22 protein-coding genes are annotated in these 24,047 nt (G+C 45.0%); all 22 read left to right on the top strand.

Annotation, left to right across the window (positions count from 1 at the left end; all coding sequences use genetic code 11):
• The first annotated feature begins 134 nt into the window (after window positions 1–134).
• On the top strand, window positions 135–959 hold the full coding sequence (locus tag CA267_RS14140; protein ID WP_075610618.1) for a flagellin N-terminal helical domain-containing protein: 825 nt from the start codon (window positions 135–137) through the stop codon (window positions 957–959).
• A gap of 438 nt (window positions 960–1,397) precedes the next feature.
• Window positions 1,398–2,225 carry a flagellin domain-containing protein gene (locus tag CA267_RS14145; RefSeq protein WP_075610616.1) on the top strand — a complete coding sequence of 276 codons (828 nt, stop codon included), beginning with the start codon at window positions 1,398–1,400 and terminating at the stop codon, window positions 2,223–2,225.
• Between the two features lie 1,361 nt (window positions 2,226–3,586).
• Window positions 3,587–4,411 carry a flagellin N-terminal helical domain-containing protein gene (locus CA267_RS14150; RefSeq protein WP_075610615.1) on the top strand — a complete coding sequence of 275 codons (825 nt, stop codon included), beginning with the start codon at window positions 3,587–3,589 and terminating at the stop codon, window positions 4,409–4,411.
• A gap of 90 nt (window positions 4,412–4,501) precedes the next feature.
• Complete coding sequence (locus CA267_RS14155) at window positions 4,502–4,942, top strand: flagellar protein FlaG (protein ID WP_075610614.1); 441 nt, start codon at window positions 4,502–4,504, stop codon at window positions 4,940–4,942.
• Window positions 4,943–4,953: 11 nt separating this feature from the next.
• Entirely contained in the window at window positions 4,954–6,408 is a 1,455-nt protein-coding gene (fliD, locus tag CA267_RS14160) for a flagellar filament capping protein FliD (protein ID WP_075610613.1), read from the top strand.
• Window positions 6,409–6,422: 14 nt separating this feature from the next.
• Window positions 6,423–6,851: a flagellar export chaperone FliS gene (fliS, locus tag CA267_RS14165; protein WP_075610612.1), complete on the top strand. Its 429-nt coding sequence runs from the start codon at window positions 6,423–6,425 to the stop codon at window positions 6,849–6,851.
• On the top strand, window positions 6,848–7,165 hold the full coding sequence (locus tag CA267_RS14170; protein WP_075610611.1) for a hypothetical protein: 318 nt from the start codon (window positions 6,848–6,850) through the stop codon (window positions 7,163–7,165). Before fliS ends, CA267_RS14170 begins: the two co-directional genes overlap by 4 nt.
• 1 nt (window position 7,166) lies before the next feature.
• Window positions 7,167–10,646 carry a motility associated factor glycosyltransferase family protein gene (locus tag CA267_RS14175; protein ID WP_075610610.1) on the top strand — a complete coding sequence of 1,160 codons (3,480 nt, stop codon included), beginning with the start codon at window positions 7,167–7,169 and terminating at the stop codon, window positions 10,644–10,646.
• The gene (gene pseB / locus CA267_RS14180; protein WP_075610609.1) at window positions 10,643–11,647 is read left to right on the top strand and encodes a UDP-N-acetylglucosamine 4,6-dehydratase (inverting); all 1,005 of its coding nucleotides are present in this window, start codon (window positions 10,643–10,645) and stop codon (window positions 11,645–11,647) included. Before CA267_RS14175 ends, pseB begins: the two co-directional genes overlap by 4 nt.
• The gene (pseC, locus tag CA267_RS14185) at window positions 11,644–12,789 is read left to right on the top strand and encodes a UDP-4-amino-4,6-dideoxy-N-acetyl-beta-L-altrosamine transaminase (protein WP_075610608.1); all 1,146 of its coding nucleotides are present in this window, start codon (window positions 11,644–11,646) and stop codon (window positions 12,787–12,789) included. The genes pseB and pseC overlap by 4 nt, the downstream gene beginning before the upstream one ends.
• Complete coding sequence (gene pseF / locus CA267_RS14190) at window positions 12,786–13,478, top strand: pseudaminic acid cytidylyltransferase (RefSeq protein ID WP_075610607.1); 693 nt, start codon at window positions 12,786–12,788, stop codon at window positions 13,476–13,478. Before pseC ends, pseF begins: the two co-directional genes overlap by 4 nt.
• A 120-nt stretch (window positions 13,479–13,598) precedes the next feature.
• Entirely contained in the window at window positions 13,599–14,654 is a 1,056-nt protein-coding gene (gene pseI / locus CA267_RS14195) for a pseudaminic acid synthase (protein WP_075610606.1), read from the top strand.
• Window positions 14,651–15,676: a UDP-2,4-diacetamido-2,4,6-trideoxy-beta-L-altropyranose hydrolase gene (pseG, locus tag CA267_RS14200; RefSeq protein WP_170669067.1), complete on the top strand. Its 1,026-nt coding sequence runs from the start codon at window positions 14,651–14,653 to the stop codon at window positions 15,674–15,676. The genes pseI and pseG overlap by 4 nt, the downstream gene beginning before the upstream one ends.
• Complete coding sequence (locus CA267_RS14205; protein ID WP_075610604.1) at window positions 15,676–16,254, top strand: GNAT family N-acetyltransferase; 579 nt, start codon at window positions 15,676–15,678, stop codon at window positions 16,252–16,254. Before pseG ends, CA267_RS14205 begins: the two co-directional genes overlap by 1 nt.
• A gap of 17 nt (window positions 16,255–16,271) precedes the next feature.
• The gene (locus tag CA267_RS14210) at window positions 16,272–16,511 is read left to right on the top strand and encodes an acyl carrier protein (RefSeq protein WP_075610603.1); all 240 of its coding nucleotides are present in this window, start codon (window positions 16,272–16,274) and stop codon (window positions 16,509–16,511) included.
• Complete coding sequence (locus tag CA267_RS14215; RefSeq protein WP_075610602.1) at window positions 16,495–17,259, top strand: SDR family NAD(P)-dependent oxidoreductase; 765 nt, start codon at window positions 16,495–16,497, stop codon at window positions 17,257–17,259. The genes CA267_RS14210 and CA267_RS14215 overlap by 17 nt, the downstream gene beginning before the upstream one ends.
• A gap of 5 nt (window positions 17,260–17,264) precedes the next feature.
• Window positions 17,265–18,650 carry an AMP-binding protein gene (locus CA267_RS14220; RefSeq protein ID WP_232367652.1) on the top strand — a complete coding sequence of 462 codons (1,386 nt, stop codon included), beginning with the start codon at window positions 17,265–17,267 and terminating at the stop codon, window positions 18,648–18,650.
• A gap of 2 nt (window positions 18,651–18,652) precedes the next feature.
• Window positions 18,653–19,747, top strand: a complete 1,095-nt coding sequence (locus CA267_RS14225) for a LuxE/PaaK family acyltransferase (protein WP_075610600.1) — start codon at window positions 18,653–18,655, stop codon at window positions 19,745–19,747.
• Window positions 19,744–20,931, top strand: a complete 1,188-nt coding sequence (locus tag CA267_RS14230; protein WP_075610599.1) for an acyl-CoA reductase — start codon at window positions 19,744–19,746, stop codon at window positions 20,929–20,931. The genes CA267_RS14225 and CA267_RS14230 overlap by 4 nt, the downstream gene beginning before the upstream one ends.
• Window positions 20,928–21,884 (top strand): glycosyltransferase family 2 protein, encoded by a 957-nt coding sequence (locus CA267_RS14235; protein WP_075610598.1) that lies wholly within the window; start codon window positions 20,928–20,930, stop codon window positions 21,882–21,884. The genes CA267_RS14230 and CA267_RS14235 overlap by 4 nt, the downstream gene beginning before the upstream one ends.
• A complete protein-coding gene (gene glf / locus CA267_RS14240) occupies window positions 21,881–23,047 on the top strand; it encodes a UDP-galactopyranose mutase (RefSeq protein ID WP_217358035.1) in 1,167 nt (388 codons plus the stop codon). Before CA267_RS14235 ends, glf begins: the two co-directional genes overlap by 4 nt.
• Window positions 23,047–23,922, top strand: a complete 876-nt coding sequence (locus CA267_RS14245) for a glycosyltransferase family 2 protein (protein WP_075610597.1) — start codon at window positions 23,047–23,049, stop codon at window positions 23,920–23,922. Before glf ends, CA267_RS14245 begins: the two co-directional genes overlap by 1 nt.
• The last annotated feature ends 125 nt before the right edge of the window (window positions 23,923–24,047 follow it).

Genomic DNA, 24,047 nt, shown 5'->3' on the forward strand with positions numbered 1-24,047 from the left:
TTCTCAGCGCGTCGATAAATATCCCGAGAGAGCCAGTTCATCACTACACATTAAGTATTGATGACTACTAATTTTGTAACAGTCGGATAGTCCGGCAAGCCAGCAACGCTGGACTGAGAGTGTAGGAGAGACTTATGTCTATGTTCGTCAATACCAATGTGTCATCATTAAACGCACAACGTCAATTATTCGATACCGGAAATTCTTTAAGCACGTCTTTTGAACGTTTGTCTTCAGGTTTCCGTATCAACAGCGCCAAGGATGACGCGGCAGGTCTACAAATTTCTGACCGTATGACTTCACAGGTTCAAGGCTTGAATCAGGCAGTTCGTAACGCTAACGATGCTATTTCATTGTCACAAACTGCTGAAGGTGCGTTAGATGAAACTACCACTTCACTGCAGCGTATTCGCCAGTTAGCGATTCAGTCGCAAAGTGGTATTAACTCCAGTGCTGACCGTGAAGCACTGCAAAAAGAAGTAACAGCCCTAGTGAGCGAGATGTCTCGTATTTCTACGGATACTGAATTTAACGGTGTTAAAATTCTTGATGGTTCCTTTGGTGCAGATTTCCAAATCGGAGCTAACTCAGGTCAGACAATTCGTGTAAGTTTGTCATCTGGAAGTGGCTTCGGTGCAACAGCGCTGAATGTGGCAGACCTGGATCTTACCTCTTCAGCAGGTGCTGCGGCTGCTTTGACAGCAATCGATAGTGCAATTTCATCTATCGGTGGAACTCGTGCAGACTTAGGTGCGCTTCAAAACCGTTTCCAGTCAACGATCCGTAACCTGAGCAACATTGCAGAAAACGTTTCTGCGGCGCGCTCACGAATTCGCGATACTGACTTTGCGACTGAAACGGCTGAACTGACACGTAACCAGATTCTGCAACAAGCCAGCACCACGGTTCTGTCTCAGGCGAATCAGCGTCCTCAGTCAGCTCTGTCACTGTTAGGTTAATTAACAGCACATTAAGCGTGGGTTAGTGGCCAGGAGGTAGTGAACCAGGTGCTATCCATACGAAAGTAAACTCACTTTCGTAGCACAAAACGAATAGCCGGACAAACGTCCGGCTTTTTTATTGTGCGCTTTACGCCGCCAGCACCATCCCAATCAGCGAGTGAGGTAAGGCGGATCTGTACTCGTTGTACAGTATGTATAAACGCAAATGTCTTACACATTTATTTGCAATAAGCTACTGGAAAATAAACACAATTTATTTTTTTAAAAAATTACTAAAGGTATTTGGTTGTTCTGACGATAACTATATTGCAAGGGCACTGGGAACAAAAAAGATAAATACTCAGGCCGCAGAACCTACGCCTCAGGCGAGGTTTTTTCAGGAGAAAAAGGCAATACCGCCTTCCTGATAGTTCACAAAATCGTTAGGAGATGATCATGAGTTTATTTGTTAATACCAACGTTTCTTCGTTAAATGCACAACGTCAATTATTCGATACCGGAAATACGCTAAGCACGTCTTTCGAGCGTTTGTCTTCAGGTTTTCGTATCAACAGCGCCAAAGATGACGCGGCAGGTCTACAGATTTCTGACCGTATGACTTCACAGGTTCAAGGCTTGAACCAGGCAGTGCGTAACGCTAACGATGCTATTTCGTTGTCACAGACTGCTGAAGGTGCATTGGATGAAACTACCACTTCACTACAGCGTATTCGCCAGTTAGCGATTCAGTCGCAAAGTGGTATTAACTCCAGTGCTGACCGCGAAGCACTGCAAAAAGAAGTAACAGCACTGGTTGGTGAAATTTCACGAATTGCTACAGATACACAATTTAACGGTGTTGGCATTCTTGATGGTTCCTTTGGTGCAGACTTCCAAATCGGAGCTAACTCTGGTCAGACAATTCGCGTAAGCTTGTCATCTGGAAGTGGCTTCGGTGCAACGGCGTTGAATGTGGCAGATATTGATCTTACCTCTTCAGCAGGTGCTGCGGCAGCATTGACAGCAATCGATAGTGCAATTTCATCTATCGGTGGAACCCGTGCAGACTTAGGTGCGCTTCAAAACCGTTTTCAGTCAACGATCCGTAACCTGAGCAACATTGCAGAAAACGTTTCGGGTGCTCGTTCACGAATTCGCGATACAGATTTTGCCACTGAAACGGCTGAACTGACTCGTAGCCAGATTCTGCAACAAGCCAGCACTACGGTTCTGTCGCAGGCGAATCAGCGTCCTCAGGCAGCTCTTTCATTATTAGGTGGTTAATCATTTTAACTGGGGGATGCATAATCCCCTTTAGTGATCCGAGTCCAGGCGGACGCTAATAAGTTACGTCGAGAGCAGTTGAACACGGGTAATAATTACGGATGGGCGGCAAAGAATTGCATAAGTAGAATGCTGAAACTGCCGGCTAACAGGAATGAGGCCAGGAGGTAGTGAGAGGTATGAGGTCTGGAACATCATGCCTGCAGCCAGCAAGAGAAGGGCAAAGCCCTTAAGCTCAAGTTCAGCATAGCTTTTTGGGAGTGACCCTAAAGCGTCAGTTTTTTATCACTGACACAGGTAGGGAAGCACTTTGCGTGCCAACTTCCCACCGATGCTGTATATCTGATGCAAGAACGGTTGCCGGTGCAGATAAGATAGCTGAAGCGAGCACTTGGGATAAGAAGCTTCAAGAACGACAGATTTATGACGCTAAGCGCTCTCAATAGATCTGGGTTAGTAAGGCAAGATAAATACTTGACTATTTAGCTGAACGCAAAGCTGATGTTTTATCTAAAGCTGCTGCGAAATTTCAGCTGAATTGACCCTCTCAATTGCGCTACGGTGGCAAGAGATGGTGTACGGGGTAACAAAGTTTGCCGCCGAAACGGCTCAGCCATTCTTCTGCATAACAGTTTCTTCCGAGAGATTAGTTTTTGCAAAAATAAATATGTTGCAGTGGGTGCCGCTGAAACCTTGAAGAAAGCGGAAACAAAAGCTGTTGCAGGGGCTTCCTGGTAAGGGGGCAACTAGGCGCCGACTAACAGGACTGAGAGTGTAGAAGCTATGGTTGAGAGGCCAGTATATTTCTACTAATCCTGCCAGTCGACAGTAAAACGAATTTTGCTCCATCTCCTAACGTGAGCAGATTGGCCGAGGCATTTGCCTCGGCTTTTTTTATTTTTCCTTATACCTTATTCTTTTGTCGAGCGCGACATAATTCCTTTTCCTCCAGTTTAAGCACGCATCGCGCCACAAATCCGCGCTTTGTTTTTAACTAACAAGCATCACTCCCTATACCTCTGTATTTTTGGCTATACCTATCCATTTTCTGCTCAAAACAGTGAAAAGGAGAGTTATTTATCTCCTTTTCATCATTATAAGGGACGCTGATACGGTAATTTGGGGAAAAAATTTTCAGATAATTCAGTCAATTATAAATAATGTTTAGAATTTTTAAATAAAAGCTAAAGATTCTAAAGAAGCCGCCGATACTGTTAGTCGAGGGGTAATTTAATTATCAAAAAACTGAAGTGGAATCACTTCTTTTATGAGGTGATTCAGGCGGAGTAGTGACCGGCTGAATCTGATATGGAAGGGTTTGATGTTAGCACAAGCATTATCAAATCCCCAGGAGGTAAACTATGTCTTTATTTGTAAATACCAATGTGTCGTCATTAAATGCACAACGTCAATTATTTGATGTTAGTAATAAACTCAGTACTTCATTTGAACGGTTATCATCTGGATTTCGCATAAATAGTGCTGCCGATGACGCTGCTGGTCTACAGATTAGCGATAAAATGACGTCGCAAATTCAAGGCCTGAACCAAGCAGTGAGAAACGCAAACGACGCGATTTCTGTATCACAAACTGCTGAAGGTGCACTGGATGAAACAACTACATCGTTGCAGCGCATACGTCAGTTAGCCATTCAGTCACAAAGCGGCATCAACTCAACTGCTGACCGTGAAGCACTGCAAAAAGAAGTGACGGCATTGGTCGGAGAGATGTCTCGCATTTCATCTGAGACCGAATTTAACGGTGTTAAGCTGCTTGATGGAAATTACAACGCTGACTTCCAGGTCGGTGCTAACGCTAACCAAACCATTAGCGTTGGCTTAACAGCTGCCGGTGGCTACGGGGCATCAGCATTGGGTGTGGGAAGCGTCGACATTACTAGTTCAGCAGGTGCCGCTGCTGCTCTAACTGCGATAGATTCTGCAATTTCATCAATTGGTGGAACGCGTGCAGATTTGGGTGCGCTACAGAACCGCTTCCAGTCTACCATCCGCAATTTAAGTAATGTTTCAGAGAATCTTTCTGCAGCTCGTTCACGAATTAAGGATACTGATTTTGCGACTGAAACAGCAGAACTTACCAGAAATCAGATCGTCCAACAGGCATCTCTTTCTGTATTAAGTCAGGCGAACCAGCGGCCACAATCAGCGCTGTCACTGTTAGGTTAATTCGAAACTCACTAACCTTGCTTAAAACATAAAACGGGTGTCTGTTATGCAGGCTCCCGTTTTCTTGTTTCAATGATAAGAGGGTTTACTATGGAAATTGCAAAAGCACAAGTTGGTCATACGTTTGCTCATGATATGGTGCGAAGCTCCGTACCGCAGGTTGAGAAAACGCTAATTAGTTCGGCAGGAAATGCTGACCAGAAAGTTGACGTCAGCAAAGACACGTTGTCTCAAAAAAATGTTCAAGTAAATAGTGTAATAGCCGATAAAGAAGCCAGTGAGGGTAAACAACTCGATGTTGAAACTGCCGCACAAGCGGTTGAAGCATTTTTACAGGTTCAGTCGCGTAATCTGTCGTTTACCATAGATAAAGAAACGCAACGTTCTGTGGTTACCGTAAGGGATTCTGAGTCGGGCAATATAATCCGACAAATTCCCTCTGAAGAAGTGCTAAAATTAGCAGAACGCATTAAGGAACTTCAGGAAGACGTAGGCAGTAGCGTGGGCGTACTTTTAAATAATCGGGTTTAGTGAGGTAAGCAATGTCAATTCAGTCGTTAGGTGTTGGTTCCGGGCTCGCGCTTGATGATTTGGTCAAGCAATTGCTGGAAGCTGAGAGAAAGCCAAAAGAAGATCGTCTGACCCAGCGTGAAGAAAAGCTTGAGTCGGAGATTTCTGGTCTTGGACAGATTAAGTCTAAGCTTTCCGAATTTAAAGATGTCGTCAAGGAATTAAAAAGCGACAAAGACATTAATGGTCGCAAACCCACAATTACGCACCCCTCTGAAGATATCGAAATTTTTACTGCGGAGGCCTCTTCTTCAGCGGTGGAAGGTAACTATAAAATTGCCGTTTCTGAACTGGCTTCCGGTAGTCGGATAGAGACTGCCAGTGCTGCTGATGGAGGATTTGCCGCCACAACTGATTCTGTACTAAGTGCGGGAAGTGGATCGCTGACCTTTAAAATTGGCAATACGGACGACAGTTTTACGGTAAACGTTACTGCCGGAATGACATTAGCCGAACTTCGCGAAGCGATTAATAAAAATGCAGATAACTTCGGCGTTAGCGCCAATATTATTGATACCGGCACGGCATCTGGCGGCGCTAAGCTTGTTTTTACATCTGAGGTAACAGGCGCTGGTAACGATCTGAGCATTATCAACGATAATGATTTGCCTGAGTTGAACCGCCTTGCGACGACAGATTCAGCGGAGTCTGCTGCTTACCTTTCTCCGGTTAAGGCGGCTACCAATGCTAAGGCTACAATTGATGGTATTGCGGTGGAAAGCGCAACCAATAAATTTGAAAACACCATACAAAATGTATCGTTTGAGGCTAAAGAAGTATCACCGTTTGCCGCGGACGGTGTCACGATTCAGGCATCCACTCTGAAGATTGGCTATGACAGTGAAGCGACGGAAGAAAAAATTCGGAGCTTTGTAGAAAAATACAACAGTATGATTGATGAAGTTAAGAAGCTGACCAGATACGGTGAATCCGAATTAGAGGATGATGGTGCATTGGCAGGAGATTCGCTTATTCGAGGCATTCAGACAGGTCTGGCGTCTATTATAGGAGGCCGCGTCAACGGCTCTGAATTAGGCGGGCTCTTCTCCTTAGGCATCGAGATGGACGCTGACGGTAAGCTGGAAATCGGTACTTCCGATTTTGGATTGGGATCAGGTGAAGAAAGGCTTACTGACGCTCTGGAAGACAATTTTGATGAAGTAGCCAAGTTATTTGCTGATGAAAAAGAAGGAATGGCTGTAAAGCTGTACGATTATCTGGAGCAATATACCTCGTCTCGTGGATTACTTTCAGTGCGCGAACGTGCGGCAAAAGACGATCAGACTCAGTTATATGATGATCGTGAAAAGCTGGAAATGCGCATGGCCAGCTATGAACAAATATTACGTGATAAATATTTAAATTTAGACCAAACCGTATCCAGGCTGAACCAAACCAGTTCTGCGCTGTTGGCTTCGTTAGGTTAATTGTAGGAATAGTTATGTCGCTTAAAGGTATAAACGCATACCGTAAAGGTAATCTGAAACAAGAAATTGCGAACGCTGATCCGCACCGCCTTACTTTAATGTTAATGCAAGGTGCACTGGATCGAATTGCCTACGCAAAAGGTGCAATGGAGCGGAAGGAAATCGCTGCAAAGGGTGAATTCTTATCTAAAGCTACTGCCATCTTGATTAATTTGCGCGATACACTGGACCTGAACGTGGGTGGCGAAGTTGCGCAAAATATGTATGCGCTGTATGACTATATGGTAGAACGCCTTACCGATGCACACGTTAAAAATGACTTGCAGATCCTCGACGAAGTGACTAATTTGTTATCTCCAATACGAGATGCGTGGTTACAGATTCCTGAAGCTGCCAAACAGGAAGCTTTAGAAGCCCAGCGTCAAAAACGACAAGCTGTGTGAAACTATTCGAACTTACTCATACTGAAACGCCTGACGAGCTCAACCAGATTAATCAACAGCTGGTTGAGCTTTTGAGTGCAGATATGGAGGAAATGGATCGATATCAGCAGCTCAACTCACTCATCCAGTCCCGTGACACCTTTATCCGCTCGTACTTACCTCAACTATCTGAAGAAAATAAAAAATTATTTGCCAAGAAAGAGTTAGCCGTCAATAATTCGTTGAAAGAGATGGCGCAAAGATTGCTAAAATCTGCTAAAGATGACATTAGCCACTTCATTCGAAGCCAGGCCGCAACTAAAAAGTACAAGTAACATGCTAAAAAACATTCACCTGCATGTAGATTCTGATGAATTTCGGCAGCATGCACTTGAACAGCAAGCTGCTAAGGAAATCGATCAACGGCAGCGTGAAAACCTTAACGCGATTCAGCGCTATATGCCAAACATCCGGAACTATTTACTTGCTGATAAAAGCAGTAGTGTGTCGGTGTTGTGTAATAAGCATGGCGAGCTTAATATCGTTGATTATCAGTCGGGGAGAGTTTTATACGGTGAACATCCGTATGAAGAAGCGCAAGAGCAGGTGAGATACTTCGCTGAATATCCTTTGCGAGTGGAGCTTAGTCCTCTTTCCAATGGTGAGGAGCCGGCACTGCGACCTTTTCTTGATGGCCTTCAAAGCACAGCAGCGGAAACATACCGGAAAAGCCAGCCTTTACCTGACAAAATTAACGTAATGGTTGTACTAGGGTTCGGCTTGGGTTTCCACGTGGAGCAGTTAATACAGAGTTTTCAGATTAATCACCTGATCGTCTACGAACCCAATATAGCCTATATCCGCTGTTCTATAAGCGCAATGCAATGGAAGCAAACGTTAGAGCTGGCGAAAAAGAAAAATACCGGCCTTTATCTGCAAATCGGTAAAGACGGCAGTGAATTGGCGGCACACATTGAAGAGCTTGCGGCTAACGTACCTATATCAGATTTTTATCTGTTCCAGCATTATCCTCAAGAGGTTTTTAATGAGGTAAGTGAAAAGCTGGCAACTGAGAACTGGGAGATGTTTAAGCGCTGGGATCCCGGTTCAAGAAAAACACTCCCAAATGAAAACTATTTAAGTGCATGGCAATCTCCAACAGACCACACACAATGGTCGGCAGAACATCTCAACCTAGAGCAATTTACAGCCAACTTAGAAGCTTTAAAAAAATATTTTCCCGCTATACACCAACAATTCAAGGATTATCAACCGGCCCATTGGACGCCTCTGGCAAATACTTCAGGTGAAGTAAACGTTTTTCATAAAGAAACGCTAATGCCACTATATGGATCAAGTCCCATTGAAGACTGTTTGAAAAGCTTTGAAGACTTTGCCGAACAACCTAACAAAGATAGCTTAATTCTAAGCTACGCAGGGAAAAAGCTTAACCCTTACCTTCATTATCAGTTTGTGGAAAAGATTCAACCAGTGCTCGAGGAAATTGAGGAATATAAAGGGGAGTTGTTAGCAACAATTAAGTCTATGATTATTTTTGGTATGGGCGCCGGTTATCAATTACCTTATATATTCGAAAAATATAAAGTTGAAAAATTATTTATTTGTGAACCGAACAAAGATTATTTCTACGCATCTCTGTTTGCAATCGATTGGGCAAAAGTTCTCCAGATAGTTGACGAAACAGATGCACGCATTTATCTGGATATAGGGGACGATGGAAGTAACCTCGTGGGCGACTTGCTGTCGCAGTTTCACGCAGTTGGCCCATATATCCTTGCCAGTACATACTTCTATCAAGGCTATTATAACGTAGCGCTAATTCGTGCCATTGCAGAACTGCGCGAGCAACTTCAGGTAATAATCGCCATGGGAGATTACTTCGACCATTCGCGATACTGTATCACTCACACCACTTGGGCGCTGGAGAATAAGATTCCGTTTTTGGTTAGAAACGCGTCTGATTTTTTGTCGGCCGAAATGAAAGATACACCAGTATTTATTGTGGGCAACGGTCCTTCTTTAGACAGTTTACTGCCATTAATTAAAGAACACGAAGAACAGGTGATCGTTGTATCCTGCGGTACAGCACTGCAGAGCCTCCACCGACACGGGATTACCCCGGATTTTCATGCTGAAATTGAGATTAACCGATCCACTTTCGATTGGGCGGCTCGAGTGGGCGATTTTAGCTATCTAAAAAATATCAGTTTAATCAGCTGCAATGGAGTACATCCAGATGCTTGTAACTTATACCGCGATACGTTTCTTGCGTTTAAAGAAGGAGAATCGGCTAGTATTAGTATTGCCAGAATATTTCCTGAGCATAAGTGGGCAATGTTAGGTAAATCTTACCCCACGGTTACAAATTTTGCCGCTGATTTTATCACCACCATTGGTTTTAGACAGATCTATTTGTGTGGGGTGGATATGGGATTTGTTAATACCGGTCACCACCATTCAAAATCTTCAGGATACTATAAGGACGATGGTGAGCAGCTTTACGATTATTCCGAGGACAACGACGTTTCAATTTTGGTGGAAGGGAATCTTCGCGATAAAGTTTATACAAAATTTGAGTTCAAGATTGCCAAACGCATGATGGAGCAAGCCATAGAAGGAAGGTGCGAAGTCTATAATCCAAACGACGGGGCTAAAATCGCTGGAGCACAGCCGCTGTATCCCGAAGATGTGTTTGTGGTCAATAATCCTCAAATTAAGCGCAATTGTCTTCGATTGTTAAAGACGCATTGCTTTAAATATTTTGATAAAGAAAGTATAAATCATGTCAAAAACACATACCAGCACAGCGCTCTGTCTAAAGAACTTGATGAGCTTAACGAATTAGTTGCCGCTGAGGTGACCTCAACTGATGAAGCAGCAGCGTTAATTGAAAAGCAGCGCGATTTGCTCTTGGACTCTTTTAGGTATAACAAAAGCTTAATATTTTACTATTTTAATGGGACCGTGAATTACATTAATAGCGCGTTTATGCGAGCTTTATCAGTAAAAAATGATGAATCTCGTGTAGCAATATTTAATCAACTCCATAATAAATGGCGTGCTACATTAGCAGAAATGACGGTTTCGCTTAACTATGATATAGACAGTTTTGATTTTATCTCTAGCTTTGCTTCCGAACGTCGAAAATTTTTTTATCCTCGTTACCTTGAAAAATTAGGCTATAAGTACGAAATATTGCCTGAGGAAAAGATGTTTCTTTTACCTTTTTCTGGTCCCGGGAGAATTCCGCTTCCTGCGCTAAATGCAGATTTATTTAGATTTATTTTTGTTTCGAAAAGTAATATTAATACTTTAAATTTGGAACAAGATAATCAAGTATTTATATTTAAATGTTTTGACTTGCTGAGAGAGAGCTATGATATGTTCTCCACTAAACGAGTGTTGTTTCTACCGGGAAATTTTATGGACGAAAATTGCCCTTTCTCTAATAATGACTTGCATCGGGTGAACATTGCTATCCTGGCCTCTACCTTTAACTTTGCAGAATTTATTATAATACCGAAAATTATGATTGATCCGAAGCTGCAATGTGTTGAGGATTTTTTTGACCTCAGTTGGATATCGTCGTTCTATATATATGATGGTTTTGAATTCATTCTGTTGAAAAAAACTAGGCTTATAACGAGTGAGAAAATGATCGGGACGGGAGATAGACTATCTTTTATGACAGAAGTTACCGCTTTAGACTTGATATTTCGGGAAATTACTATGGAAGAGCAGAGAGCCAATAAAGAAGCTCTATTGAAACGCTGTCCTGAATTAGGTAAAAGATGAGTCAGTTTAACGAAAAGTCGATATTAATCACAGGTGGAACGGGTTCTTTTGGTAAGAGGTTCGTTTCGTATTTACTCGAAAGTGCCGAGCCCAGAAAGATCATAATCTATTCTCGCGATGAACTAAAACAATTTGAAATGCAGCAGCGATTCGACGCGCCCTGTATGCGTTACTTTATTGGTGATGTGCGGGATAAGGATCGTTTGATTACCGCAATGAAAGATGTCGATCTGGTGGTTCATGCCGCTGCCCTAAAGCAAGTTCCTGCTGCTGAATACAACCCCAATGAATGTATAAAAACGAACATTAATGGCGCCCAAAACGTTATTGATGCGGCCATTGCTAGCAACGTGTTGCGGGTGATAGCGTTATCTACCGACAAAGCAGCGAATCCGGTTAACCTTTACGGTGCCACCAAGTTGGCGTCAGATAAACTCTTTGTAGCAGCAAATAACATTTCCGGCGCAAAGGGTCCGCGTTTTTCAGTAGTGCGGTATGGCAATGTAGTTGGATCTCGTGGTTCTGTGGTGCCATTTTACCGTCATTTGCTAGCACAGGGTAAAAAGTTATTGCCGGTGACTCATCCTGAGATGACACGGTTCTGGATTACACTGGATGAAGGTGTGGAGTTTGTTGTAAAGAACTTTTCTCGGATGCAGGGAGGAGAGATCTTTGTGCCCAAAATTCCTTCTATTCGAATTGTTGATTTAGTGGAAGCTATGAGCGGCCAGCGCGAGTATGAGACTGTTGGTATTCGCCCTGGGGAAAAGCTTCATGAACTTATGGTGCCCGAGGAAATGGCTCACCATTCTATTGAGTTTGACAATCATTATGTCATTGCGCCAGCCATTACGTTTTTCGATAAAAATGTCGACTATATGAAGAACCGGCTAGGCGAGGAAGGGCATGCAGTCTCAGAAAAATTTGAATACCACTCCGGGAAAAACCCCCACTTTCTAACAGTTGAAGAATTAAAGGAATTGGACAAGCTAACTGCATGATCCCTTACGGCAAGCACAACATTGATGATGCCGATATTGCCGCCGTTGTCGATGTTTTAAAAAACGAATTTCTTACGCAGGGAAAGCAGGTTCCAGCGTTTGAAAGAGCGCTCTGTGAGTATACAGGAGCAAGTCATGCAGTGGCTGTAAACAGTGGGACGTCTGGTTTACACATTGCGTGTCTTGCCGCTGGCATTGAAGCTGGCGATATTGTCTGGACAGTACCTAACTCTTTTGCTGCGTCTGCGAACTGTGCGCTTTACTGCGGAGCATCGGTCGATTTTGTTGATATTGATCCGGATACCCGTAATTTGAGCCCGGCGTTACTACAAGAAAAGCTTCATCATGCAGCAAAGCAGAAAGCTCTGCCTAAAGCATTGGTAGTGGTGCATTTTGCTGGCAGCAGTTGTGATATGCGTCAGATTGCCGACATAGTCAAACCTTATAATATCACTCTAATTGAAGATGGTGCGCATGCACTAGGCGGTGAAGATTTCGATGGCAATAAAATTGGAGGGAGTAATTGTTCCTCCATGACGGTGTTGAGCTTTCATCCAGTGAAATCGATTACCACAGCTGAGGGCGGGGCGGTACTTACCAATCACGCAGACCTGGCGCAGAAGCTCAGACTTTATGCCAGTCATGGTATTACCCGTGAGAAAGAGCTTCTTCCAGCAGGTCACTCTGACGAAGCCTGGTATTACGCGCAGCAGTGTCTGGGCTATAACTATCGCTTGAGCGACCTTCATGCCGCGCTCGGATTAGCGCAGCTAAAGCGCCTGGACAGCTTTATTCACGCTCGTAGGAAAAAAGCAGAGTATTATCACAAGGCGCTGGCTGAACTTCCCGTTATTCGGCCTCCGGGCAATATCCGAAGCGCATGGCACTTGTACGTTATCGAGTTACTGCATCATGATAGAAAGCAGGTATTTGAAGCTTTGCGAAATGCAGGCATTGGTGTAAATGTGCATTATATTCCTATTCACTGGCATCCTTATTATCAAAAACTCGGTTTTGCTCAGGGCCAGTACCCAGCAAGCGAAAAATATTATCAACGAGCTATTACGCTACCTTTATATGCTGAACTTACGGCCGATATGCAAGATGAGGTTATTCGCCAGTTAAAAGAGGTGCTAATGTGAGAATAGCTGTTATACCCGCTCGGGGCGGCAGTAAACGTATCCCCGGCAAAAACATAAGAGATTTCGCTGGAAAGCCTTTGATTGCTTATTCTCTGGCGGCTGCTAAAAAAAGTGAGCTTTTTGATGAAATTATCGTTACCACTGATTCTCAGGAAATCGCCGATATCGCCCAATCCTTTGGTGCTTCATATATTATAAAGCGGCCGGAGTCGTTATCTAATGATTTGGTAGGTACCTTTCCAGTAGTTCAGCATGCTATTAGCCATTACCAGTCTCACGTGCGTGCGGTAGATTACGTCTGCTGCATTTATGCCACTGCGCCTTTTCTACGTGCTGATAAATTGCAGGAAGGCTGCTCACGGCTAAGTCATGATCTTTCGAAGCATTTTGCTTTTTCTGTAACCTCCTTCGCCTTTCCCATCCAGCGCGCTATTCGATTGGCTGGTGAAGGAGTAGAGCCGTTGGATGAAAGTAAAATGGGTATGCGTTCTCAGGATTTGGAAGAGTGTTACCACGACGCCGGGCAGTTTTACTGGGGCACCACCCACGGTTGGCTCAGTAATCAGCCCATGTTTGCGCCTCACAGTGTACCGATTATTTTGCCTCGTTATCTGGTGCAGGACATAGACACACCAGAGGATTGGCAGCGCGCTGAGCTTATGTACAGAGCTTACGTAGCGATTCCCTGATATGACTAAAAAGTTGGGTTATTCGGAAAGCTGGGCCGGATTTCTCCATAAAATGCCTGCAGGACCAGTCTATCAAACGTAGGTAATAGACGGTATCTTGTCCTTCTTAAGGAGAAAACAATGCGTAGTGTACAAATAGCAGGGCGGACCATTGGTCCTGAAGAACCTCCTTTTGTGATTGCAGAGCTTAGTGGCAATCACAGCCAGAACTTGTCGCTTGCGCTGGCGATGGTTGAAGCTGCGGCTAAAAGCGGTGCTCATGCTATTAAGCTGCAAACGTATACCGCTGACAGTATGACTTTAGACGTTCAAAGCAGCGATTTTGTGATCAACGAAAAAGACAGCCTGTGGTATGGAGCATCGCTACATTCGCTGTACGCTAAAGCTGCTACGCCTTATGAATGGCATGAACAGCTGTTCAAACGCGCAGAAGAGTTGGGAATGATAGCGTTTAGTTCTCCCTTTGATAACGACGCTGTTGATTTTTTAGATGAATTAAACGTCCCCTGTTTCAAAATTGCCTCTTTTGAGCTAAACGATTTACCGCTGATTGCTTATGCTGCGGGTAAAGGTAAGCCTCTGATAATGTCTACGGGAATGGCATCCCTGCGGGATATCGAACTGGCAGTAGAATGTGCAAGAGATGCTGGGTGCGATGATATTGTTTTACTCAAATGCACCAGCACCTATCCCGCCAACCCCGGCAATACGAATTTGGCCACCATTCCCAATATGAGGGAAGCGTTCGGGTGTCAGGTGGGACTGAGTGATCATACCGGTGGAATAGGAGTCGCTGTCGCTGCTGTCGCCTTTGGCGCTACTGTAATTGAAAAGCATTTTGTGCTGGACCGCAATGCCGGTGGCGTCGATGCCGCCTTTTCACTTGAGCCCGACGAAATGCATTCTTTGGTGACAGAAACAGAAAGAGCCTGGCAGGGAATCGGCAAGGTTCGGTACGGCGGCACCCATGCCGAGGAAGCTGCTAAGCAATATCGACGTTCCATTTACGTCAGCGAAGATATACCGGCAGGGGAAGTGCTGACAGCCGCTAATTTAAAGATTGTACGACCTGCATTTGGATTGGCACCACGGCATTGGTCGACCGTGCTCGGAAAAAGGGCAAATCATGACATTCGTAAAGGCACGCCCTTAAAGTGGGAGCACATGAAGCCGTGAGACCACTGGTTTTTCGAGTAGAAGCTTCTACACAATCTGGTCTCGGTCATTTAATGCGATGCTTGGCTATTGCTCAGGCTGCAGAAGACCAATCGATCCCAAGCATTTTCTTGCTAAGTGAAGAAGGTAAAGTCCTGGCAAGAGCTAGGCATGACTGGACGTACGATGTTATATCAGTACCGATTTTTGAAAGTCAGCACGAAGAAGGCAGTTGGATTCGCGAAATACTTAATGCTGTAAACGCATCAGCGTTGATTGTCGATGGTTACTCATTTACATCTGAGCTCTTGGTACCCATACGGAACTGTGAGACTAGCGTGGTTGTGCTGGATGACGGAAGTAACGCATTAACGGCTTTTGCAGACATTGTAATTAACCCGGCAACGCGTGAATACGATGAGTTGTATCTGCAGAGCCAGGCATCGCTCCGCTTATGCACCGGCGATAAATATCGCTTGTTGCGCAGAGAGTTTCAGGTTTTATCACTGCCTTCGATAGAGGCGCGCCACGGAATAGCGGTCAATCTGGGCGGCAGCGATCCAATGAGCTTGACGCTGCCTGTATTACAACTACTACAACAAACGCTTCCCGAGGTGCCGGTGAGGGTTGTTACAGGCGCCGGCTATAGAAATCTACCAGCGCTGGAACGATTTATTGCGCAATCGCCTTTGGCAGTTCAGCATATTCACAACTGCCAGAACATGGCTGACGTATGGTCCCACGCACGCGTTGCAATTAGTGCTGCGGGAGGAAGCCAGTTCGAGTTAGCCGTGTGCCAAACACCGTCACTATTGTTGATGGTGGCAGAGAACCAGCGCGGGGCAACAAACCTTGCACGTTCGCAAGGCTGGTGTGAGTTTTTTGATTGCACAACAGAGTTTCCGGAACCGCGGTTATCCAGTGCGTTAACTGAGTTATTCTTCAATGAACACCGACTTAAGGAAATGTCGGCCAAGGCCAGCAAGCTTCATGATGCGCTAGGCGCTATTCGTGTGCTTGAAGTGATAAGCGAAGCATTGTAATGATAACTATCAAACAGCAACAGAAGGACTTTTATATTACTGGTTACTCCGTGCACCTTCGTCCTGTTGTTTACAGTGATCTTGAGCAACTGCGAGAGTGGCGTAACTCTGCGTTTGTAAGCAAGCAAATGCTGGATTCTCAATATATAAGTGCTGAGCAGCAAGCAGCGTGGTTTATGAAAGTTAGCCGGGATGATTCTCAGTACCACTGGATTGTGGAATATCAGGGCCATTGTATCGGCTCTACAAATATAAAAGCGCGTCATGTCGGTGAGCGCGTACATACAGCAAAAGAACTGGAACCCGGGCTTTATATCGGTGATCCCGATTATCAGGGCAACATCCTGGCTTTTGCGCCTACTCTTGCGATGTATGATTTTTGTTTTAACGAGCTGCAAACTCAGTCGTTTCATGCGGTGGTAAAGGCCACCAATCAGGCTGCAATCAAATATAATCAACAACTAGGATATGAAATCGTCAGTCAGCAAAAATTACTTGAACTCAGCTTGCAAAAAGAGGCCTACGAGCGGCAAACTGTTATGCTTAAGCGATTGCTGTCTCGAACGCGCCAGTCTTAGTTAGTGAAGAGGTTTTAGTGAACAATCAACAGAAATTAGTGGATGCTTTTTGCGAGGCATTAGGTGTTGCACCTGATATGGTAACTGATGACCTGACCTATAATACCATCAAAGAGTGGGATTCAACGGCACACATGATTCTAATTGCCGAACTGGAAAATACCTTCGATGTCATGCTAGACACTGACGATATCATTGATATGAGTTCAGTGGGAAAAGCAAAATCGATATTAAGCAAATATGACATTGGGTTCTGATGCCCCTCTAAAAGGGAAGTCGGTGTTAGTCACCGGCGCCACAGGCGGGCTGGGGCAGGCTATTGTTTCTCGTTGTCTGGCGGGTGGTGCGACTGTGTTTGCTGGCGGCAGAAACGAGGCGAAGCTTACTCAATTGGCTAAAAGCTGGGGCGAAAAAGTAGTGCCACTGATTTATGATGTGACTGACGAAAGAGCCGTTAAAGAAACTTTCCGGCAAATTCAGAAACAACAGATGCAGACTGGTATTGGCCCCCTTTGGGGCATGGTTAACAATGCTGGTTTGATGTTTGAAGCGCCTCTTAGTATCAGTAGCCTCGATAAGTTTAAGGAGCAGTTAAACGTGAATCTGCTCGCGCCGTACCAGCATATGCAATTGGCCGCCAGGCTTATGTCTCGTCAGCGCAAAGGCAGTATTGTGAATATTGTGTCTCAGGTGGGGGAGCACGGAAGCAGCGGCATGAGCGCTTACGCCGCAACAAAAGCGGCACTGACTGGCGTAACTAAGTCGTTGGCAAAAGAACTGGCGCCCATCGGCATACGGGTGAATGCTGTCGCTCCAGGTTTTATTGATACTCACCTCACCGAACATTACGAAGAACACGCAAGGGAAGCGGTAGTCTCGCGTATTGCATTTCAACGTGCCGGAATGGCGAGCGAAGTAGCCAATGCTGTTTTTTACTTACTAAGCGATCAGGCAAGCTATACCTCAGGGCACGTTCTGCCTGTCGACGGTATTTTTTCACCGTGACCACAATGTTATGTGTTGTCGATAATTTAGAGCAACATGCTGCAAACAAACGCATTGCTTTAAAGGATGATACCAGCAGCGTTACCTATTGTGAACTTCTGCGGCGGATAGAGCATCGCAGGGAACAATGGCGTCAGCATTTGCGCAACGAGTTGGCGCGACCACTGGTCATGCTGTTTATGGATAATACTATCGACAGCGTAGTAAATTACCTGACCTGTCTGCGGTTTCGTCTTCCGGTGTTAGTCATCAATACCAAACTTCAGGAAACTGCAAAAAAAGATTTTATTCAGCGTTTTAATCCTCATTTAATAGTCGAGGAAAATACGGTTCAGGCATCTGCGTCTCAGCCCCTGTCGTTGCACCCCGAATTGGCACTGCTTATGGCTACTTCCGGCTCAACGGGAAGCGGAAAATGCGTGGCATTGTCTTATCGTAATTTACACGTAAACACGGAGTCGATTCTTACGTATCTTCCCATACGTAGCGATGACCGGACCTTAGCTACTTTACCCTTTTCCTATTCCTACGGGCTTTCGGTACTTCACTCCCATTTAGCCTGTGGAGCCACCATTGCTATGACTACGTTGACCGTAATGGAAAGAGAATTTTGGCGATTGTTGCAGTCTTTGCCGGTGACCTCTTTATCCGGTGTGCCACATTGGTATGAAATGTTGATACGCTTGCGTTTTACCCGACAGGAATTGCCTTCTTTACGTTATTTTACGCAAGCTGGTGGGCGGTTAGACCCCGACGTGTCTCAACAACTCGCTGACTACGCAAAGACACATAATAAGCAGTTTTTTGTCATGTACGGGCAGACGGAAGCTACCGCAAGAATTGCCTTTCTTGACGCTGACAAGGTTAGGGACAAGCCAACTTCTGTCGGGCAGGCAATTCCCGGCGGTGAGTTGGAGCTGCGCTCTCTTTCTGGCGACCGGATTAGCACAGCATATACCGAAGGAGAGTTATACTATCGAGGGGAAAATACCATGCTGGGTTATGTCGAGACTTCGAGGGAACTGGCTGCGTTTGTACCGAAAGAATGGCTCGCTACCGGCGATCTTGCCGAATTCGATAGCGAAGGCGATTTTTACATTACCGGTCGCACTAAACGCATTGCGAAGCTTTTTGGCGAGCGAGTCAACCTTGATGAATTGGAAAGACAGTTTGCCCAAGTCGGTTTATCCGTAAGATGCTGCGGCGAAGAAAATGTTATTGCTGCTTTTTGTCTTGCTACCGACAAAGAACTTGTTAAGAAATATTTCGATCAAATACTGACAGCACCACCAAAATCTCGTCGTCTTGTCACTCTAGAGGCCTGGCCTTTGTTAGCTAATGAGAAAATTGATTATGGTATGCTAAACGTGATGCTGAAACAGGCGCTTTAGTTATGGCAGGTAACACATTAGACACTTACCTGACGCAGTACGAGTCACTGCTAAATCACGGGCTTTTCACAAAACCTCAAGTTGAAAAACAAAAGAAGCTTACGGCTTTAATGCATACGCTGCATGTTCATCATCAGCAACAATGTTTACCTTATCGCAAGCTGTTCCCCAACGAGCTGGGACCTCTGACGAATTATGCCGATTTTCCCTATCTGGCGGTAAGACTTTTCAAAGTAATGCAATTACAGAGTATTGCCGATCATGAGATTTTCCGAACGCTCTTGTCTTCCGGCACTACCGGTCAAACACCGGCCAAAGTTGTGCTTGATAGCCTTACCAGCGCCCGCCAAAGCAAAGCATTAGTGAAGATAATGCAGGAGTTTATCGGGAAAGCGCGCTTGCCAATGCTCATTGTGGACTCACCGCAGGTACTAAAAAATCCCGCCTTCTCGGCGCGGGCTGCGGGGGTTCAGGGAATGGCATTTTTCGGCAGAAAGCCTGTTTATGCTTTACGCGAAGATATGTCGTTAGATGTTGAAGCAGTTAAAGCCTTTGCAGAAGACAATGTGGGGCAACCCGTTCTGATTTTTGGCTTTACCTTTATGGTGTGGTTACATTTCGTTCAAGCTTTAGAGGATCGCGTAATTCGTCTGCCGTTGGAGCAAGGCATCGTCATCCACAGCGGAGGCTGGAAAAAACTCGCTGATAAGCAGGTAAATAATGCCACCTTCAAAGCCGGTCTAAAAGCAACTTGTGGTATTGCCAAAGTACATAACTTTTACGGTATGGCGGAACAAGTGGGAAGCGTATTCGTAGAATGTGAAAAGGGTCATCTTCACGCGCCATCGGTCGCTGATATTGTAATTCGTAATCCTTATACACTGGCGGAATCTGCCTGTGGAGAAGAAGGACTAATTCAGGTAATTTCAGCCCTGCCTACCAGTTATCCAGGTTACAGTATTTTGACGGAAGATTTAGGTCGAATGTTAGGGGAAGATAATTGCCTCTGTGGGCGCTTAGGTCGCCATTTTGAAGTGACGCGGCGTCTACCGAAAACCGAGATCAGAGGTTGTAGCGATACCGGGAGCCGGGAATGACCATCACGCAACTTGCACCAGTGAAAGAAAAGAGCATCAGCACCGATTTGACTGCGCTGTCGGCGTTACGCGCGCCACTACTAGCGGTGGGTGATGAGCGTATTTTTGCTTTTACCGATGCGCTTTCTGCAGTCCTGCTGAAAGAGCCTCGTTTTCGAGATTATAGCGAGCTAGTGGCTCTGGGGTTTTGGCTGCGACGGGCCAATTTATCACGTTATCTACAGCAACTACAGGACGCTTTTTACAAGCCTTTAGGATTGGTAGTGCATTACACGCCGGCAAATGTGGACACCATGTTCATCTATAGCTGGATTTGCGCGTTGATAATGGGAAACAGGAATATTGTTCGTGTTGCCAGCCAGTTAAGCAATTTGCAGCAGGCACTCATTGATTGCGTAAACCTGTTGTTCAAGCAAGAGCAACATCAGTCTATTGCGCTGGCAAATAATTTTATTCAGTTCGATAAGGCGCAGAGCGTCGGGGAGTCTTTAAGTCTTGAAGCAGATGCCAGAGTGCTTTGGGGCGGGGATGACAGCGTGAGCGCCATTCGTCATTTACCCTCTCGTCCACGCTGCAGAGATATCAGCTTTGCGGACAGATATTCTGCCACCATTATTGCTCAAAGCGGGATAAATGAAGGCAATCGCAGAAGTGTTGCACAGCGAGTATGGCGAGACATGAACACCTTTGATCAGCAAGCGTGCTCCTCGCCCAGGTTACTGTTTTGGTGTGGGGATGAAATTGGATTAGTCAGGCAACTGGAAACGCTAGGCAATGTGGCGTCAGATACTGCCTTTACAGAGTTTCATCGTAATGAACAACTGGTGTTTAGTCAATGGCAACAGGCTGAGGGGAACGTTCAGCAAGCGATACAGGCTGGGCCAATTTGCGCTGTGATACAAGACCCTAAAGCACCCTCTATAATACAAATTCACCCAGGACAGCAAATATTGGTCTGTTATGTAATCAATGAGCTTGAGGAACTCGTTGCTCTGGTTGACAACAAGTTGCAGACGCTAAGCTATTTTGGCTTTGAAAAAGAAGCATTTTTTAAGTTTTTGAAAGAGTCGCCGATACAGGGGATAGACAGAATCGTTCCAGTCGGCGAAGCGTTGGCATTTTCTCCTGAATGGGACGGATACGATCTTTTGACTCAGCTAGCCAGGCGAGTGGTATTTAAATGAAGCTTTCAGTTATCGTTCCGGCGTACAACCTTGAAAACTATATAGTTGAATGTTTGTTGTCTGTTTTACACCAGGAAGTAAATTTTCCGTTTGAAGTTATTGCGTGTGACGATGCCTCTACAGACAGCACAGCAAGTGCTATTCGTTCTCTTGCCGTTGATTACCCACAGCTAAAAACCATTGTTAAGCCCAAAAATGAAGGGCTGGCTGCGAACATGCGAACCTTGCTTCAGTCGGTGAAGGGAGAGTATATCGCTTATTTGGATGGCGACGATATTGCGTTACCCGGTAAATTGCAAGCGCAGGTAAATTACCTCGACAGCCATCCCGGCTGCGAAATGGTATTTCACGAATCCGATGTGTTTGATTCAGCCACCGGACAATCCCTTCGTCTGTATTCTCAATCCTTTTACAACTGGACCTACATTCCAACAGAATCGAATATAGAGCATCTGGTTCGTTACGGGACTTATATGCAGGCCAGCAGTGTAATGTTTCGCAACCATTCTAATTTAGATAATACTATTGCTCGTGACTGTAAAATAATTCTGGATTATCCCTTTTACGTATTGAACGCGGGCTATCTTAACGCCAATATCCATTTTATCGGCGAAGTATTAGGACGTTACCGTATCCACGAGCATAGTTTTGGCGCCCAAACGCAACGAAGTGTAGCGCGGCGAGAGCAAGCGCTGCAGGATATGATAATGACGTGCCAGATGGCGCTGCAGTTTTGTAAGTCTGAGGAAGTGGTTCAAAGCGGTATCTCTCACCATCAGTATGCGGCAGCACTCTATTTTTTATTTAAAGATAACGATGAACGCTTCCATCACTGGATAACGGCTTCCGCTTCTGGGGCAGGTTTTTTTAACAAAAAACACAAGTTAGCTTGGGACCTTCGGGATTCGCCTGCAGCTCTGAAAGACGCGCTACGTAACGGAGTGCATCTGTGATAACACCTGACGTAATTGTTATTGGTGCAGGGTTTTCCGGAGCTGTGATGGCTGAGCGTTTAGCTGCCACCGGGAAAAAGGTTCTAATTCTAGAACAGCGCGACCAGATTGCCGGAAATTGCTACGATTATCGTAATGAAGCGGGAATCATGATACACCAGTACGGGCCGCATCTGTTTCATACCAATAAGCCCGAAGTTTGGGATTACCTTTCCCGCTTTACTGACTGGCATCCATACGAGCATAAGGTGTTAAGTCGTGTTGACGGAAAGCTGGTACCGATGCCCTTTAATCTAAATACGCTTGATAGACTTTATCCCAAACATGAAGCAAAGTCGCTAAGTCGGTTGCTAATTGCGCGCTACGGTGAAGGCGCTAAAGTGCCTATCCTGGACCTATGCGATGCAGCCGAACCTGCTCTGGAGGCGCTCGGTAAACTGGTTTATGATAAATTTTTTGTTAATTACACCACCAAACAATGGGGTGTAAAACCCGAAGACATTTCTGCTGCAGTTACTGCAAGGGTTCCGGTGGTGATTTCTCGTGACAACCGCTATTTTCACGACAAGTGGCAAGCTATTCCTAAAGACGGTTACACGGCGATGTTTAGAAAAATGTTAGCGAGCAATAGCATTAAGGTTGAGCTTAATGTAGATGCCACGACTCGTTTACGGTTAGACCAGAATACAGGAGAAGTTTTTTTTGACGGCAGTGTCTTTAATGGCCACGTTATTTTTACCGGCAGGCTAGACGCGCTGTTTAACTATGTTCATGGGGAATTGCCATATCGTTCTTTACAGTTTGTATATGAAGAGCATTCTGAAGACTTCTATCAACCCGTAACTACAGTGAATTATCCCAATGAACACGCTTTTACGCGTATAACCGAATTCAAACATATTCTGCCTGTTGATACTGTAACCACCACCATTGTTAAAGAATTCCCGCAGGATTTCGATCGTCATGATCCAAAAAGGAATGTGCCGTATTATCCTGTTTTTAACGACGACAACCAAAACCGCTATAACGATTACCGCGCACTTTTACAAGCATTTCCAACTCTCACAGTGTTAGGACGTCTGGCCGACTACCGTTACTACAACATGGACGATGCAGTGGCCAATGCGCTTTATGTCTATCGGACAAGGGCTGCTGTATTCTGATGCCTCTAGTCTCGGTTATTCTTCCGGTATTCAACGCTGCCGAATTTATCGACGAGGCAATTCAATCGTTATGTAGCCAAACATTTAGCGATTTCGAGTTGCTGATTGTCAACGACGGTTCAACAGATAGGACGAGTGAATTACTTCGGCAGTGGCAACAAAAAGACCCCAGAGTTAATGTTTTCTATCAAAGAAACGAAGGTGTAGTGTCGTCTTTAAATAAGCTGATAGGATTAGCGGGAGGTAAATATATTGCAAGAATGGATGCCGATGACATATGTTTTCCCGAACGTTTGGCCATACAATTGGAGTACTTTAAACGAGATCCAGCACTTGGCGTTCTGGGGAGTAAGGTTCAATTAAACAACGCTCCACAGGAGTATTGGCATTATCGGCAAACCAGCGAACAAACAGAAGCATTACTGTTATTGGGTAACACTCCGCTTTGTCATCCGTCCATAATGGTTCGTCGAGAAATTTATCAAAACTTGCTCTATCGTAGCGATTATCCTCATCTTGAAGATTTAGACTGGTTTATCCGTTTTTTACGCCGTGGTACACATAGTATGTATGCTGCGTCAGAAATATTGATCAAATACCGAACGCACACAGGAAATATTTCTGTAAAGCATCGGCAACTACAGCAAGAAACTCGCAAAATACTATTGGCGAACCTGTGGCGAAGCTATAGTTTGACGTTTACTGAGGAAGATATTAATTGCTTTTTAGGTCCGCTTATGGCGGACAAAGGAGGTTTTTCAGTGCTGCAAGTTAACAATTCGGTAAGGCACATGGGAATGCAATTAGCGCAGATAAATCCGTCAACGAAAGAAGAACTTGCTCGGCGACATAATCTTTGGTTAACCAGAAGTTAAGGGCCGCATCAGCATGAGAGGGGGAAGAAGCAGGTACCCTTGAGGCCAGGCCGAACAGTTAATTTAGCGTAACAGCGGCGAATTTCCTACCTTATTTGAACGTGATCGCAGCTTGAATTACTATG

Source organism: Alteromonas pelagimontana, assembly GCF_002499975.2.
Taxonomy (GTDB): domain Bacteria; phylum Pseudomonadota; class Gammaproteobacteria; order Enterobacterales; family Alteromonadaceae; genus Alteromonas; species Alteromonas pelagimontana.